The sequence below is a fragment of the Pseudomonas sp. NPDC090755 genome, from assembly GCF_044769005.1.
Taxonomy (GTDB): Bacteria; Pseudomonadota; Gammaproteobacteria; order Pseudomonadales; family Pseudomonadaceae; genus Aquipseudomonas.
This window is the reverse complement of sequence record NZ_JBIVXC010000008.1, coordinates 109,610-125,621: the sequence shown is the minus strand read 5'-3', so window position 1 is coordinate 125,621 and position 16,012 is coordinate 109,610. Positions and strand designations below refer to the sequence as shown.

14 protein-coding genes and 1 pseudogene are annotated in these 16,012 nt (G+C 58.8%); 10 read left to right on the top strand and 5 right to left on the bottom strand.

Going from position 1 to position 16,012, the window contains the following annotated elements:
* Positions 1-249 precede the first annotated feature (249 nt).
* Together ACIQUS_RS14240 and ACIQUS_RS14235 are read left to right on the top strand one after the other, a co-directional pair.
* Positions 250-1,281: pseudogene (locus ACIQUS_RS14240) on the top strand (cache domain-containing protein); the annotation flags it as partial.
* 69 nt (positions 1,282-1,350) lie between these two features.
* Positions 1,351-2,136, top strand: a complete 786-nt coding sequence (locus tag ACIQUS_RS14235; RefSeq protein ID WP_403048048.1) for a methyl-accepting chemotaxis protein — start codon at positions 1,351-1,353, stop codon at positions 2,134-2,136.
* A 48-nt stretch (positions 2,137-2,184) separates the two neighbouring features.
* Here ACIQUS_RS14235 and ACIQUS_RS14230 read toward each other — a convergent pair whose 3' ends face one another.
* The 3 genes from ACIQUS_RS14230 to ACIQUS_RS14220 all read right to left on the bottom strand — a co-directional run bounded on the left by ACIQUS_RS14230 (position 2,185) and on the right by ACIQUS_RS14220 (position 4,857).
* On the bottom strand, positions 2,185-3,249 hold the full coding sequence (locus tag ACIQUS_RS14230) for a hypothetical protein (protein WP_403047947.1): 1,065 nt from the start codon (positions 3,247-3,249) through the stop codon (positions 2,185-2,187).
* A gap of 78 nt (positions 3,250-3,327) precedes the next feature.
* Entirely contained in the window at positions 3,328-3,705 is a 378-nt protein-coding gene (locus ACIQUS_RS14225) for a RidA family protein (protein ID WP_403047945.1), read from the bottom strand.
* Between the two features lie 21 nt (positions 3,706-3,726).
* Complete coding sequence (locus ACIQUS_RS14220) at positions 3,727-4,857, bottom strand: NAD(P)/FAD-dependent oxidoreductase (protein ID WP_403047943.1); 1,131 nt, start codon at positions 4,855-4,857, stop codon at positions 3,727-3,729.
* 125 nt (positions 4,858-4,982) lie between these two features.
* Here ACIQUS_RS14220 and ACIQUS_RS14215 point away from each other — a divergent pair, with 125 nt between their 5' ends.
* The 7 genes from ACIQUS_RS14215 (at position 4,983) to ACIQUS_RS14185 (ending at position 14,078) form a co-directional block, all read left to right on the top strand.
* Positions 4,983-5,606, top strand: a complete 624-nt coding sequence (locus ACIQUS_RS14215) for a helix-turn-helix domain-containing protein (protein WP_403047941.1) — start codon at positions 4,983-4,985, stop codon at positions 5,604-5,606.
* 377 nt (positions 5,607-5,983) lie between these two features.
* Positions 5,984-6,775 carry an ABC transporter permease gene (locus ACIQUS_RS14210; protein WP_403047939.1) on the top strand — a complete coding sequence of 264 codons (792 nt, stop codon included), beginning with the start codon at positions 5,984-5,986 and terminating at the stop codon, positions 6,773-6,775.
* Between the two features lie 11 nt (positions 6,776-6,786).
* Positions 6,787-7,440, top strand: a complete 654-nt coding sequence (locus ACIQUS_RS14205; protein ID WP_403047937.1) for an ABC transporter ATP-binding protein — start codon at positions 6,787-6,789, stop codon at positions 7,438-7,440.
* 50 nt (positions 7,441-7,490) lie between these two features.
* Positions 7,491-8,597 (top strand): ABC transporter permease, encoded by a 1,107-nt coding sequence (locus tag ACIQUS_RS14200; protein WP_403047935.1) that lies wholly within the window; start codon positions 7,491-7,493, stop codon positions 8,595-8,597.
* Positions 8,590-9,675 (top strand): polysaccharide biosynthesis/export family protein, encoded by a 1,086-nt coding sequence (locus ACIQUS_RS14195; protein ID WP_403047933.1) that lies wholly within the window; start codon positions 8,590-8,592, stop codon positions 9,673-9,675. Before ACIQUS_RS14200 ends, ACIQUS_RS14195 begins: the two co-directional genes overlap by 8 nt.
* A gap of 33 nt (positions 9,676-9,708) precedes the next feature.
* Positions 9,709-11,136 carry a mannose-1-phosphate guanylyltransferase/mannose-6-phosphate isomerase gene (locus ACIQUS_RS14190; RefSeq protein ID WP_403047931.1) on the top strand — a complete coding sequence of 476 codons (1,428 nt, stop codon included), beginning with the start codon at positions 9,709-9,711 and terminating at the stop codon, positions 11,134-11,136.
* A 38-nt stretch (positions 11,137-11,174) separates the two neighbouring features.
* Entirely contained in the window at positions 11,175-14,078 is a 2,904-nt protein-coding gene (locus tag ACIQUS_RS14185; protein ID WP_403047930.1) for a glycosyltransferase, read from the top strand.
* Positions 14,079-14,127: 49 nt separating this feature from the next.
* Here the strand turns inward: ACIQUS_RS14185 and ACIQUS_RS14180 are convergent, their stop codons facing one another.
* Positions 14,128-14,859 carry a YqiA/YcfP family alpha/beta fold hydrolase gene (locus tag ACIQUS_RS14180; protein ID WP_403047928.1) on the bottom strand — a complete coding sequence of 244 codons (732 nt, stop codon included), beginning with the start codon at positions 14,857-14,859 and terminating at the stop codon, positions 14,128-14,130.
* Entirely contained in the window at positions 14,849-15,037 is a 189-nt protein-coding gene (locus ACIQUS_RS14175) for a hypothetical protein (RefSeq protein ID WP_403047926.1), read from the bottom strand. Before ACIQUS_RS14175 ends, ACIQUS_RS14180 begins: the two co-directional genes overlap by 11 nt.
* A gap of 109 nt (positions 15,038-15,146) precedes the next feature.
* Between ACIQUS_RS14175 and kdsA the strand changes: the two genes are divergently transcribed.
* Entirely contained in the window at positions 15,147-15,989 is an 843-nt protein-coding gene (kdsA, locus tag ACIQUS_RS14170) for a 3-deoxy-8-phosphooctulonate synthase (protein WP_403048047.1), read from the top strand.
* The last annotated feature ends 23 nt before the right edge of the window (positions 15,990-16,012 follow it).

The window sequence follows — 16,012 nt, the reverse complement described above, 5'->3', positions numbered from 1 at the left end:
GAGAAGTCCCAGGCCGCCGCAGGATACTTCCGAAACCTTCAGATAGAAGCGAGCTTACCCCGCGATTGCACCGGTTCTGTCACACCGCTATCGCGGGACAAATCGAATCGTCACACCGCCACTCGCACACCCCTGCGGCAATCTGTCTTTCAACCTTTGCCCAAGACGGCCGATACCCGTCGAGACAGGTACGAGCATCGCCAAAAGCTGCGCTCGGCATTCCTCTTCACTGGCACAAGGTCTCGGAACATGAACCTGAAATTTCGCCACAAGATCCTGCTGTGCGCTTGCAGCGTCGTGGTTCTGGCATTTGCATTGTTCACCCTCTACAACGATTACCTGCAACGCAACACCATCCGGCAGAACATCGAATCCTCGGTCAAACAGGCCGGCGCCCTGACCGCCAGCAGCGTGCAGAACTGGATGAGCGGCCGCATCCTGGTGCTGGAAAACCTCGCCCAGGACGTCGCCCACCAAGGCACCCGCGCCGACCTGCCAGGACTGGTCGACCAGCCATCGTTCACCAGCAACTTCCAGTTCACCTACGTCGGCCAGGCCAATGGTGTGTTCACCCAGCGCCCGGACGCGAAAATGCCCGACGGCTACGACCCGCGCCAGCGCCCCTGGTACAGCGCTGCGGTGGCCGCCAACCGGACCATGCTGACCCCGCCCTACATGGCCGCGGTCGGCGGCCTGGTGGTGACCATCGCCATGCCGGTCAAGAGCAAGGCCAACGGTGAACTGCTCGGCGTGGTCGGTGGCGACCTGAGCCTGGGCACCCTGGTCGACATCATCAACGCCGTGGACTTCGGCGGCATCGGCCACGCCTTTCTGGTCGACCGCAACGGCCAGGTGATCGTCAGCCCCGACCAGGGCCAGGTGATGAAGAACCTCAAGGACATCTACCCTGGCAGCAGCCTGCAAGTGGCACCGGGTACCCATGATGCAACCCTCAACGGTGAAGACCGGATCATCGCCTTCGCCCCGGTCAGCAACCTGCCATCGGCCGACTGGTACATCGGCCTGTCCATCGACAAGGACAAGGCCTACGCCGCACTGAGCCAGTTCCGCACCTCGGCGATCATCGCCATGCTCATCGCCGTGGCGGCCATCACCGTCCTGCTCGGCTTGCTGATTCCGGTGCTGATGCGCCCGCTGACCACCATGGGCCGCGCCATGCAGGACATCGCCCAGGGCGAAGGCGACCTGACCCGCCGCCTGGTGGTGGAGAACAAGGACGAGTTCGGCGAGCTGGCCGGCGCCTTCAACCAGTTCGTCGAGCGCATTCACGCCTCGATCGCCGAAGTGTCGTCGGCCACCCGCCAGGTCCATGACCTGTCCGAGCGGGTGATGAGTGCCTCCAATGCTTCGATCATCGGTTCCGAAGAACAGAGCATGCGCACCAACAGCGTGGCGGCGGCAATCAACGAGCTGGGCGCTGCCACCCAGGAAATCGCCCGCAACGCCGCCGATGCCTCGCAGCACGCCAGCGGTGCCAGCGAGCAGGCCAACGATGGCCGCCAGGTGGTGGAAGAAACCATCTCGGCGATGACCTCGCTATCGCAGAAGATCAGCGAATCCTGCGCCCAGATCGAGACCCTCAACGCCAGCACTGACGACATCGGCCAGATCCTCGATGTGATCAAGGGCATCTCCCAGCAGACCAACCTGCTGGCCCTGAACGCGGCGATCGAAGCGGCCCGTGCCGGTGAGGCCGGTCGTGGTTTTGCCGTGGTCGCCGACGAGGTGCGCAACCTGGCCCACCGCACCCAGGAGTCGGCCGAAGAGATCCACAAGATGATCACCACCCTGCAGGTCGGCTCGCGCGAGGCCGTGCACAACATGAACGCAAGCCAGGTGTCGAGCGAGGAAAGCGTGATGGTCGCCAATCAGGCCGGCGAGCGCCTGAGCAGCGTCACCCAGCGCATCGGAGAGATCGACGGCATGAACCAGTCGGTGGCCGCCGCCACCGAAGAACAGACTGCCGTGGTCGAAAGCCTGAACCTGGACATCACCCAGATCAACGTGCTGAACCAGCAAGGCGTGGCCAACCTCAATGACACCCTGCGCCATTGCGATGCCCTGGCCCAGCAGGCCGGTCGCCTGAAGCAACTGGTCGACAGTTTCAAGATCTGATGCACGGCCCTGGCGAGGGCCACTACTGCCCTCGCCAGGTGTTTGCCGCTACACCGCCACCGCGCGTTTGAAACGACCGATCCGCAGCCAGCCGATCAACACCGCCAACATCAGCACGAAGCCCAGGTAACCGAAGAACGGATAGACTTGGCCGACCAGACTGATAAAGCCGATCAGGCTGCAGACGAACGCCGCCACCCCCGCCGCCACCGACCCGATCCGGAAGCTGCGCGTCCCCGCCGGCAACAGCCGGGCCATGAACGAATACAACGTACCCACGGCCGTGTTGACGATCATGCCGAAAATGATCACGCACATCACCACCCCCAGGGCCGGGGAGATTTCGCTGGCGATCGACAGCATCGGCATGGGCAGGTCGGCCACGCTGTCGAGCCGCGACAACAGGCCGGCGCTCATGATCAGCATCAGCCCACCCAAGGCCGCGCCGCCGAGAATGCCGCCCCAGATCGCGGTTTTCTCGACGCGCGCCGAACCACCGAGAATCGCCAGGATCGGCGTGCCGGCGACGATGTTGTACGAGACATAGAGAAACGCCCCCAGCAACCAGTGACGGGTGCCCGCTTCCTGCTGACTGGCCACCAGGTTCAGTTCGCTGAAACTCAAACTGCGGGTGAACAACGCATACAAGGTAATGGCACTGGCGACCAGGATCAGGAATGGCGTGACCGCACCGATCAGGACGATGACTTTCTGCACATCCAGGCACACCACCGCCACCACCAGCGCCGTCACCATCACACTGCCGGTCAGTGCCGGAATGCCGAACTGCTGCTCCAGCAAGGCACCGCCGCCAGCCAGCATCACCACGGTCACGGCGAACATGAAGAAGGTGATCAGCAGGTCGATGAACAGGCCCAGGTGACGCCCGCAGATGGCGTACACCACATCCTTGTGCGAGCTTGCCTGCAGGCGACTGCCCAGGCCCGCCAGGGCCATGCCGAGGAAGGTGAACAGCGCCGCACTGACCAGCGCACCGAGCAGCCCCCAGAGGCCGAAATCGACGAAGAACAGTAGCAACTCACGCCCTGACGCGAATCCCGCACCCACGATGACGCCGATGAAGGCACCGGCAATTTTCAGCTGTTCCCGCATGTCCGAATCCTCTGGTCTACGGCCCTTTGCGGGCCTTGTTGTTTTTGTCCAGTGCAGCGCCAGGACGGCGCCCGGTCGTCAGTCCTGGCCGATCCAGGCCTGCACCTCGATCTCCACATCGACCCCAAGGGCCAGCCCGGCGCTGACGGTGGAACGCACCGGATAGCCCTCGGTGAAAAATGCCTTGTAGACCTCGTTGAAACCGGCGAAATGGGCCATGTCCGACAGCCAGACGGTGGCCTTGATCACCTGACCGAAACCGACACCGCTCTGGGCAAGGGTCTCGCCGATACGCTCGAGGGTGGCGCGGGTCTGGGCCTGGATATCGCCGCGCACCACCTCCCCTTCGCGGGTCATGGGCACTTGGCCTGAGAGGAACAGAAAGCCGCCGACCTTGATCGCCTTGGAGAAAGGAAACGGCAGGTTGCTGGGGATACGCTGGATGCTTGTGCTCATGGAAAAGTCCTCGGTACGTGATTAACGAAAGCGCGCAGGCGACAAGCGTTGCGGTTCGACACCTTCGGCGATCAGGGACGCGGGCAACGGCTGCTCGAGCAGCAGCGCCGCGGCCAGTTGCGAAACACCGGCAGCCGACTGGATGCCGTAGCCACCCTGGGCGGCCAGCCAGAAAAACGCAGGTTGCAGGGGGTCATGACCAATCACCAGGTCGCCATCGGCGACGAACGAGCGCAACCCGGCCCAGGTGTGGCTTGGCCGGCGGATACTCAGGGTGGTCATGTTTTCGATGTTGTAGATACCCAATGCCACATCCAGCTCTTCGGCCATCACGTCCTGGGGCGCGACCGGATCGGCATTGGCCGGGGAACCAAGCAACTGCCCGGCATCGGGTTTGAAATAAAAACTTTCATCGACACCGATCACCGCTGGCCAGCGGGCGAAGTCCTGGTCTGGCGGGCCTGCGAAGGTGAAGGCGCTGCGTCGGCAAGGCTGCAAGCCAACCGGTTGCACGCCACAGACCCGGGCCACTTCGTCGGCCCAGGCGCCTGCCGCGTTGATCAACCGGCGCGCCTGCACTGCGCTGCCATCGGCCAGGCCCAGGTGCCAGAGGCCGTCCTCAAAGCGCCCTTCGACGACCTCGGCATGGCAACGCAACTGGCCTTCGGCCTGACGGAACCCGCGCAAAAAGCCCTGGTGCAAGGCATGTACATCCAGGTCCATCGCACCCGGCTCGTGAACCGCGCCGGCAAGTGCTTCGCCACGTAGGCTGGGCACCAGCGCCAGGGCTGCCGGGGCATCGAGCAGGCTGACCGCCGTGCCATTGGCCAGGTTCTGGGCATAGGTGCTGGCGAGCAGCGCCTGCTGTTCAAGGTTGGCGACATACAGGCAGCCTCGCGGCTCCAGCAACGGGTGCTCGCAGAACCCGGCCGGCGGCGCCTCGTAGAAGCTGCGGCTGGCACGCGTCAGCGCCTGGATCTGCGCCGTACCGTAGGCCTCCATGAACATCGCCGCCGAACGACCGGTGGCGTGGTAGCCCGGCTGGGCCTCACGCTCGAGCAGCAGCACCTGCTGCTGGCCGGCCAGCCGGTAGCCCAGGGACGCGCCGGCAATACCGGCACCAATGATCACGCTGTCGAACGTCTGGGTCATAACCATGCCATCGCCTGTTGAGAAACAAAAATTATCACTTATGAGAATTCTAATATATGAGAATTTAGAAATACGCAAGCGGCCACGGTAAGATGCCTGCCCGTGAACGCTGACCGAGATCCTTGATGAGTGCCGACCGCTCCCCTGTTGCCGAACGCCCTGGCGCGCTGCCTTTGATCGACCGCGGCGAAGTCGGCGCGCGTCTGCGCCAGGTGCGCAAGGGCCAGCAACTGACCCTCAAGCAACTGTCGGAACGCTCCGGGGTGCCGGTGTCGACCTTGTCGAAAATGGAACTGGCCCAGGTCTCGGTGAGTTACGAAAAACTCGCGGCGGCGGCGCGGGCGCTGAATGTCGACATCGCCCAGCTGTTTCGCTCCTCCGGCGTGGGTGACGCGCCGGCACCGACCACCGTGGTGGTCGACTCACTGCCGGCCGCGGCGGGCTACAGCACCGGTACCTATGACTACCATCCGATTGCCGGTGCGTTTCCCGAGCGGCTGATGACGCCGATGTATGCACGGATCATTGCCCGCGAACGGCAGCAGTTCGATGAATTCATCCGCCATCCCGGGCAGGAGTTCGCCCTTGTGCTCAGCGGTCGGGTGCGGATCGAGTTCGAGACCGGCGAGGCGGTGAGCATCGGGCCGCAAGAAACGGCGTACTTCAACAGCAACGTCGGTCATATCTACCTGTCGGAGACAGACGACGGCGGCGATGCCCATGTGATGGTAGTGATGACCGATCGCTGAAGACCCCGCGATCGACTGCAAACCACTCGCGATCCCCTACCTCGATTCCCCACAAGCTGAATACCGGGTCAGTTTTTGCGAACGTTTCCCAGCCTCGCGACAGCGGTTACGGCATGTGCCTGTTCAAAATATTTGGATCCAGTTCGGAAACGGCGCACAGCCATAGCCGACAAGGCCTACAGGAACTTTTTCCCGTTTTACCCTGGCCGTCGTGAATGCCTCTCATCTTGACGCTTACACCACCCTCCGATTAATCTCGCGCCCCTTAGAGCACGGAAGCTTTCCGAACGCCCGGTTTCATTGGGTTTGTAGGGCCTTTCATGAAATGAATTCACCAGCATGCCCCAGGCGTGCTGCTTTGCTTTGCGGTAAATATCTTGAAGCCTCGCTCCTCCTTCCAGATCCAGAAATCGGTCATCTTTGCCCTCGTTCTGCGCGAAGCCCGCGCACGCTTCGGCGAGCGTCGCATGGGAGCGGTCTGGACCCTGATCGAGCCGATCTGCCACCTGCTGATCTTCACCCTGCTGTTCACCCTGATTCGCGGTCGTACAGTGGCCGGCGTCGAGTACCCGGTGTTCGTCCTGGTCGGCATGGCGCCCTTCCTGCTCTACCGCAACACGGCCCTGCGCCTGATGGACAGCCTGCGCGAGAACCGCTCGCTGTTCGGCTACAAGCAGATCAAGCCGCTGGACACCTACGTGGCCCGGGTACTGGTGGAAGCCTGCATCAGTGTCACGGTCTACGCCATCCTGGTGTTCGGCTTTGCCTGGTACGGCTTCGACATGTCGGTGCACAGCCCGCTGCAGTGGGTCGCAACCCTGGCCCTGGGCCTGTTGTTCGCCTTTGGCCTGGGCATGTTGCTGGCATTGATCACCCACGCCCTGCCCAGCCTGAAGCTGGTCATCCGCATGGCCTTCTTCCCGCTCTACTTCATCTCCGGCGTACTGGTGCCGGCAGCGTACCTGCCGCAAGCGATGATGCCCGTATTGCTGCTCAATCCGTTCCTGCACCTGATCGAACTGATTCGCGCCGAAGTACTGCCGCACTACACCCCGGTCGATGGTGTGTCCGAGACCTATGTGATCTCGCTGACCATCGTGCTGCTGTTCATCGCCCTGGGTAGCTACCGCGCCCGCCGCCTGCACTTGATTTCCACCAAGAACGGCTAAGGAAGGCCTACGTGTTCGAACTTAAAAACGTCACCAAGTCCTACCTGACTCCCAATGGCCGTCGGTATGTCTTTCGCAACCTGTCGCTGGCGATTCCCCCGGGCAAGAACATCGGCCTGATCGGCCGCAACGGTGCGGGTAAATCGACCCTCATGCGCCTGCTCGGCGGCGCCGATGTCCCCGATTCCGGCGCCATCGTCACCGACCGCAGCATTTCCTGGCCCGTGGGCCTGACCGGTGGTTTCCAGGGCAGCATGACCGGCCGCGACAACATCAAGTTCGTCTGCCGCGTATACGGCGCCGAGGGCGAGGCCATGCGCGAGAAGGTCCGCTATGTCCAGGAATTCGCCGAAATCGGCGACTGGATCGACGAGCCGATCAAGACCTACTCCTCCGGGATGCGCTCGCGAGTGGCCTTCGGCCTGAGCATGGCCTTCGACTTCGACTACTACCTGATCGACGAAGTGATGTCGGTGGGTGATGCGCAGTTCAAGCGCAAGTGCGCCGAGGTCTTCCAGGAAAAACTGCAGAAGTCCAACGTCGTCCTGGTCTCGCACTCCATGCCGGAGATCGAAAAGCTCTGCGACATCGTCCTGCTGGTACGCGATGGCGGCATCCAGGTCTTCGAGGACGTCGCCGAAGGCATCAAGGCCTACAACAGCTGAGCGCACCCCAAAATTTCGCAGCACCGTTCCACTTCAAGGATGCATCACATATGAGCAGTACGGGTACAAAAAAGGGCTGGCGCCTGGCTATTGGCATGGTGGTCCTGCCATTGATCCTGGCGGCCGTGTATTACGGCGTGTTCGCCGTCGACCGCTATGTCAGCTCCGCCCAGGTGGTGGTGCGCCAGGACAGTGGCAACCCCGGCGCCCAGCTGCCGGGCCTGGCCACCCTGCTGACCAGCACCAATCCCGCCTCCCGCGAAGAGACCCTGTACCTGCGCGAATACATCGTGTCGATGGACATGATGCTGCTGCTCGAAGAACGCCTGCACTGGGTCGAGCAGTACGCCGCCCAGCGTAGCGACGTGTTCTTCTGGCTCAACAAGGACGCCGAGCGCGAAGACCTGCTCGAGTACTACCAGCGCATGGTCTCGGCCCACTACGACGAAACCACCGGCCTGCTGCGCGTCGAAGTACAAGCCTTCACCCCTGAGCTGTCGGAGCAGATGCTGCGCACCATCCTCAAGGCCAGCGAACACTTCGTCAACGAAGTCAGCCACAGCATTGCCCGTGAGCAAATGAAATTCGCCCAGGGCGAACTGGAAACCGCGCGCATCAACTACGCCGAGCGCAAGACCGAACTGCTCGACTTCCAGAACATCAACAAGGTCCTGGACGGCGGCAACACTGCACAGAGCCGCGCCAGCATCATTGCCGACCTCGAAGGCCAGTACACCAAGGAACAGGCCACGCTCACCGAGATGCAGTTCAAGCTGCGTGCCGATGCGCCGCAGGTCAAACAGCAGATCCAGAAGGTCAATGCCATCACCCAGCAGCTGGCCAAGGAAAAGCGCCTGCTGGTGTCCTCGCCCAATGGCTCGCAGTTGAACGTGGTCGCCTCGCGCTACCAGCAACTGACCCTGGACGCCGGCATTGCCGAAGAAAGCTACAAGACCGCGGTCGCCGCCCTCGACAACGCCCGTATCGAGGCCAGCAAGAAGATCCGCACCCTGGTCACCGTCGTCAGCCCCAACACCCCACAACTGGCCCTGTACCCAGAGCGTCTGTACAACCTGGCAACCATCCTGCTAGGCCTGCTGATGCTGTACGGCATTACCCGCTTCATCCTGGCTTCCATCGAGGATCACCGTGATTAAATCCCTTGTCATTACCCACAAGTTCAAACTGGCAGCCCTGGCCCTCGCGACCCTGGGCCTGAGCGGATGCGGCGGCACCCTGTCCGGTGCCGGCCCTTACAAGGGTGATATCGAAGCCAAGAACCAGCCCTACAACCTGGTCGAGATCAACGCCAACACCATAGCCCCGTACATGCGCGGCGAAGTGCGCCCTGCGCAAGCGACCATCGCCAAGCCGGTGGCCCCTACCGCGCGGCTGATGGCTGGTGACACCCTCAATGTGCTGATCACCGACAACGCCCCGGAAGGCTCGGCCCTGTTCGCCCCGCTGACCACCGGCGGCACCCAGCTCAAGACCCGCATCGATGACCAGGGCACCATCTCCCTGCCCTACGTGGGTCGCCAGTTCGTCGCCGGCATGACCCTGAGTCAGGTCGAGACCATGATCCGCAACAAGCTCAAGGGCGTGACCACCGACGTGCAGACCCACGTCGAGCTGGTCGGTGACCTGTCGGGCTCGGTGCTGGTGGCCGGTGCGGTCAAGGCCCCTGGCCGTTTCAGCACCCTGCAAGGCCCGCTGACCCTGCTCGACGCCGTCAACCAGGCCGGTGGCCCGGTGCTGGAACCGCACCTGGTCAACGTCACCGTGCGTACCGGCAGCGATGTCCAGCAGTTCAACTACGAAGATGTGCTGGCGGGCAACAACATGGTCCTGCGTCCGAACTCGGAAGTGGTGCTGGACCGTGCGCGTCAGCGCTTTGTGGCCATGGGCGCCGTCGGCGAGCCGGGCCTGAAGGACCTGCCATCGCAGAACACCAGCCTGCTCGATGCACTGGGTAGCGTAGGTGGCCTGAAGGAAGCGAATGCAAACCCGGAGGGTGTGTTCGTGTTCCGTATGGGCGAAGGTGGTAATTCGAAGCCGACTGTCCTGCGCCTGGACATGCGTGATCCGGCAGCGGTGTTCTACGCTCGCCAGGTCATCATCAAGCCGGATGACACCATTTATGTGACAAACGCAGCGGTCTACGAATGGCAAAAGATTATTTCGCCAATCGTACAGACCATGCTGCTCGGCACCGCGACGGGTGCTTACAAGTAACTTTGGTTTTCTGATCATCAATAGGGAAATTACATGATCCCCGTAGTACTCTCCGGCGGCTCCGGCTCACGCCTGTGGCCCCTTTCGCGTGCTATGCACCCGAAGCAGTTCCTCACCCTCAGCGGCGACCAGTCGCTGTTCCAGACTACGTTGTCGCGCCTGGCGGGCATTCAGGATGGCCCGCTGACGCCCATCGTAGTCAGCAACGAAGAGCACCGCTTCCTGGTTGCCGAGCAGTGCCGTGCGCTGGGCGTCAGCCCGCAAGCCATCCTGCTCGAGCCTATCGGTCGCAATACTGCTCCCGCCATCGCCGCTGCTGTGGTGAAAGCGCTGTCCACCGGCAAGGATGAACTGCTGCTGGTGCTGCCCGCTGACCACGTCTTCGACGATCTGGAAGCGTTGCGCGCAGCCTTCGAAAAAGGCGCACCAGCCGCGCGTGACGGTCGGGTCGTCACCTTCGGGATCGTGCCGAACAAGCCTGAAACGGGTTACGGCTACATCCGTGTCGCCGAGAAATCCAGCGAAGTGCAGGCAGTACAGGCGTTTGTCGAGAAGCCGGACCTCGCCACCGCTGAACAGTACCTGGCCGATGGTCGCTACTACTGGAACAGCGGCATGTTCCTGTTCCAGGCCTCCACCATGCTGGCCCAGTTGCAGGAATATGCACCCCAGGTTTTGTCCGCTGTACAAGCTGCCCTGGACAACGCCAAAGAAGACCTGGACTTTACCCGCCTGGATACCGCGGCCTTCGCCGCTGCAGAGAATATCTCCATCGACTATGCCGTGATGGAACGCTCCAGCCAGGTCTCGGTAGTCCCACTGGATGCCGGCTGGAACGACGTTGGTTCATGGTCGGCCGTCTGGGAAATTGCTGACAAGGACGCGGAAGGCAATGCCTCGCGCGGCGACGTCATGCTGGAAGACACCCAGAATGCCTATGTTCATGCCGAACACCGCATGGTGTCCGTACTGGGCCTGGACAACGTGATCGTGGTCGAAACCGCCGACGCCGTCATGGTGGCGGACAAAGACAAGGCACAGGACGTCAAGCTGCTGGTTGACCGGATCAAGCAGGATGCCCGCAGCGAAGCGACCAATCACCGCATGGTGTATCGCCCTTGGGGTGCCTATGACTCCATCGATAACGGCCCACGCTATCAGGTCAAGCGCATCACCGTCGCGCCAGGGCAAAAACTCTCGGTGCAAATGCATCATCATCGTGCAGAACACTGGATCGTGGTTACCGGCACAGCGAAAGTCTCGATTGGCGACCAGCAGGTCCTGCTTACCGAGAACCAGTCGACCTACATTCCGGTAGGTGTAATACATGCACTTGAGAACCCGGGGAAAATCCCTCTGGAAATGATTGAGGTTCAATCAGGTGGCTACTTGGGCGAAGACGACATCGTCCGATTTGAAGATCGTTACGGCCGGGTGGATTCAGCTAACGAATCCGCTTGAGCACTCACCCTCATCTCCTTATCGGCAAACGTATTCTCATGAAACAAGAAAAGCATATCCTCGTTTTAACCCCAGAAATTCCTTTCCCTGTATTCAAGGGTAACCAGAGCCGTATCGACCAAACGCTGAAAGTTCTTCTTGAGGCCGGCCACAAGGTGTCGCTGGCCATCCTGAACTTCAACCAGGAGGCTCGAAGCTCGGCGACTGTTCAAGAAGACATCAAGAACCACTACCCTACCATTGAGAATGTAGAAGTCAGGCGACACCCTCGCTTCAACAAAAAACCCGTCAACCCAGTCATTGCAAAGCTTCGCAAGCTGACGGACAAAGGCCAGGTCTCGAACATTGACGCCTGCCCGGACAACTACAAGAAGCTTGTCCACCAGATGGTCAAGGAGATCAATCCGACCCATATCCTGGTCAACTATGTAAAGCTCGACCGGGCGATTCCTAGCCGCTACCGCGGGACAAAAATCGTCGACACGCACGATATTCAGACGAACATCATCAGCGCGGCGATAAAGAGTGGTACCTTTAAGAAACAGATCGACATGAAAAAATTCGAGAACGAGGAGTTTGGTCTTCTCTCGAAATATGACTACGTCATCTCGATCAACCCGAACGAAACCAACGAAATCAAGCAACGGCTGCCCGGTCAGAAGATTCTCACGCTACCGGCCTTCAATGATTTCCAGCGTAAGCACATTCCGGGAAAAGAAATCTACGACATACTTTTTGTCGGCTCTGCATCCCCCTTCAACGCGGAAGGCATCAAGAATTTCATTCGTCACAGCCTGCCCGCCATTCGCAAGGTAATTCCAGGCGTACGCCTCGCCATTGCTGGTGAAGTCAGCAACATCGCTTCGGTGAAAGCGCTGAAGAATGACAGCATTCAGTACCTCGGACGGGTCGAGAACCTGACCCATACCTACGCTGCTTCGAAAGTCGTTGTTTCGCCAATCGTCAGCGGCGCCGGCATGAAGGTCAAGAACATCGAAGCCTTTTCCCATGGTATGCCTCTGGTAGCCACCAGCTTCTCGATGGATGGCATCGAAGGTACCGACGGCCTGAACTGCATCATTACCGATGACAACAACAGCTTCGCCGCCGCCGTCATCAAGCTTTTGACGGATAATGCCCTGCGCGCAAAAATTTCGAAAAATGCTTATCTGCTGGCCAAGGGGATGTACAGCAAAGACTCAGCGGCGAAAAGCTATAACACCATCATCAACAACGATTTCACCTATCGCCCAGAGCTAGGCACCAGTGAATCCGCCTCGACGCCACTGCCACCGAGCACCATCCCCCAACGCCGAACCAAGGCACTGATTTACAGCTCGGATGCTGACTACCTGATTTCTTACAAGCTGGCATTGGCAGAAAACTTCAAGAAGCTCGGCATTTACTCCGAGTTCGTGACAATGGATGCAGGGCGCACCAATCGCTTCCTGTCTGAAGGCTACCTAGCCCATGCGACCCGCCCAGATCTGGACAAGAAAAAGAGAGAGAGCCTTAAGGCAGAGCTCCGTACTCAATTTGAGTCTGAGGGTAATTTCAACATCACCCTCAAAGGCGTCAACATCACAGACGACATCAACACCTACAAAGAGATGTTCCCCGAACACTTTGAAGGGAAAAAACTCGTTGACGTTGTTGCCCACGCCATCCTGATTCTTGACTCCATACTACGACGCATTGCAAAGACCGCTCCTGATTTCGTGGTTGGCTGGAACGGCAACGGCCCTCACTTCATCTTCCTGATGAAGGTCGCCGCAAAAATCTCAAACGTGCCCATTTTTCACGTCGAACGCGGCCTTCTGCCTGACACACTGGTATTCGACCCACAGGGTGTTAACTTCAAGAGCTACATTTCCGGAAGTTTCCTGCCCCTCATCACGACCGAAGAGCGGGCGACTGCCAGGAAGTACATTGAACAGTTCTCTAGCCAAGGCAAGACGATCGTCGGCAAGGACGCGGACAACACACTATCCAAAGAAGATGTTCTTCAGCGCATCGGCCTGAAACCGTCGAACCAGTATATTTTCTTCCCAATGCAGATCGAGGGCGACTCGAACATCATCATCAATTCACCCATCTACAAAAAGATGGTCGAAGTTATCGATGATCTGGCATTCGTCGCTCGCCGTACCGGCCTAAAGGTTGTTTGCCGACCGCACCCAGAGAACACTATCACCCTTTCTGAACTGCAGTCGCGCTATCCAAGCATTACGTTCGATAACTCTCTGCACCTGCATACTATGCTGAAGCACTCTGTCGCGAACGTCATCATCAACTCGACCGTGGGGCTCGAGTCTATCCTACTGGAAAGACCAACTATCGCCCTGGGCCATAGCGTCTATTCCGGGAAAGGCATCACACTCGACGCCTTCCACAAAGAACATATTGAAAGCGCTGTTCGAAAAATTCGCGATGGCGACATCGATCATGAAACCATTAAGCTTCGCACAGACGCACTGGTTCACCAGCTTTTCAGCGCCAGCCTGATTCGCCTGGATGACATTACCAGCAACAAGGAAGTTATTGAGTCTGCCCTGTTGAAAAATGGTGTCATCATCAGCGATTCACTGGCAGAGCCAAAGCCACCACAACTGGCTTCTCGCTACATGCAGTTGTACAAAAATTACACAGCCGCACTGAGCAAAGCGAACACGATTGAAATTCGAAACCTGCTGGAACCAGAAACACAACTCTGGCTGAACGGCAATACCCGCCCCATGGTTACTGAAGCGTCCATTGTCGCGCACCTCAAGAAAGCGACAGACGCCAACATCATGTTTGTAAACGAAAGCAGCGAAAAAACGCCCCCAAAGGACGACGCGCTCTCGATTACAATCGTATCCTCCAAGGCAAACAAAAAGCCAAAGTCAACCGCAACAAACGAGTACTTTGTCGACGAGTACCTCTACCCGATCACGGGTTAAAAAAAAACGGGCTGTCATTAGATGACAGCCCATTTTTTTGCCCCCCAGTTCAGCCCCTAGGGAACTTAAGGTGGATACCACTCATCAGATCACGATGAGCAAATACCATATCCACCATTTTGAGGAAGCCATTGATCCCCTGATAATAGTATTTATGCTCGATATCGAAAGAGTTTCCGAATATCAAACCGACACCTTCTGTTTTTGCGCATAACCTGAACAGGGCATCCCTATTTACAATATCCATAGGATGCTGCCCAAAAACCGCACCTATCACTGTGTTACGCGACTTGAATGAAAAATCATCGATGTTATATTTTTGCTCTATTTGATCAATGACTTCTTTTAGCTTTGGCCATGCCGTCTCGTAGGTAAGATCAAGACTGACCTGGGGATTGTTGACAACCGCATTGGCATTGAAGAAAAGCGCCAGATCGATTGCTGCAAAACCGGCCATCGAGGCTCCGCAGAACACCACATTCTCAGGCTTGTAATCTTTGACGATTTCCCGAATGACACTGCGGATGTGCATACCGCGGTCACTTCTCAAATAATAAGTATTGTCAGGATCAATCAGACAAAGAACATCACCAGGATAATCGCGATAGTAGCTTTTCACACCGGCGTAAACACCCTTGTTCATCAGGGTTGCCAATCCGATCAACAGCTTGTTTTTACCCTTTCCACGATCAATGTAAACAACCTTCTCACCATTGATCAGCCTAGAATGGCTGGCAACAATCTCGTCGTACTCAACATCTACTTCGAACTCAGTCGACACCTTGCCCCCCCTCAATACCGTCGCTTAAGTTACCCAGCAGGGTATCGGCAGCATGCTCGTTAAATTTAGGCCACAGAACTCGCTGAGTTTTATTTCGAAAACGACGGCTGCTAACCCCTAAAAACATGACGAAATACACTAAATGCAAAAAAAAATCAACAGAAACATGGGTTTTCACGGCCAAAGTCTTGACATTAGTAGTACTTATCGAATGGACCCAATTCCCAAAACCCATTAAAATTACTTGCGGAATGAACGCGTCACACATTTTCTGAAATGGACTATAGATCTTGAAAATCACCCCAACCATCGAATGCTCCAACACCGCCCCCTTCGTCCTCTTCGGCGGCGTTAACGTCCTTGAATCCCTGGACCTGGCCCTGACCGCCTGCGCCGAGTACGTGCGCGTCACCGAGAAGCTGGGCATCCCTTACGTATTCAAGGCGAGCTTCGACAAGGCCAACCGTTCCTCGATCCACTCCTATCGCGGTCCGGGCATGGAAGAAGGCCTGCGCATTTTCGAGAAGGTGAAGGCCGAGTTCGGTGTTCCGGTGATCACCGACGTGCATGAGATCTACCAGGCCGCACCGGTTGCCGAAGTGGTCGATGTACTGCAGCTGCCTGCATTCCTGGCGCGTCAAACCGACCTGGTCATGGCCCTGGCCAAGACCGGCAAGCCGGTGAATATCAAGAAGCCTCAGTTCCTGAGCCCTTCGCAAGTGCAGAACATCGTGCACAAGTTCAAGGAAGCCGGTAACGACCAACTGATCCTTTGCGACCGCGGTACCTGCCTGGGTTACGACAACCTGGTGGTGGACATGCTCGGCTTCGGCGTGATGAAGCGCACCTGCGAAGACCTGCCGATCATTTTCGACGTGACCCACGCCCTGCAACAGCGCGACCCGTCCGGCGCCGCTTCCGGTGGTCGTCGCGAGCAGGTGGTCGAGCTGGCCCGTGCCGGCATGGGCGTTGGCCTGGCCGGTCTGTTCCTGGAAGCACACCCGAACCCGGATCAGGCCAAGTGCGACGGCCCGAGCGCCCTGCCGCTGGATCAGCTGGAGCCGTTCCTCGCGCAGATCAAGGCACTGGACGATCTGGTCAAGTCGTTCCCACCACTGAACATTCGCTGAACCCGTACGTCTCAAAGCAAGGA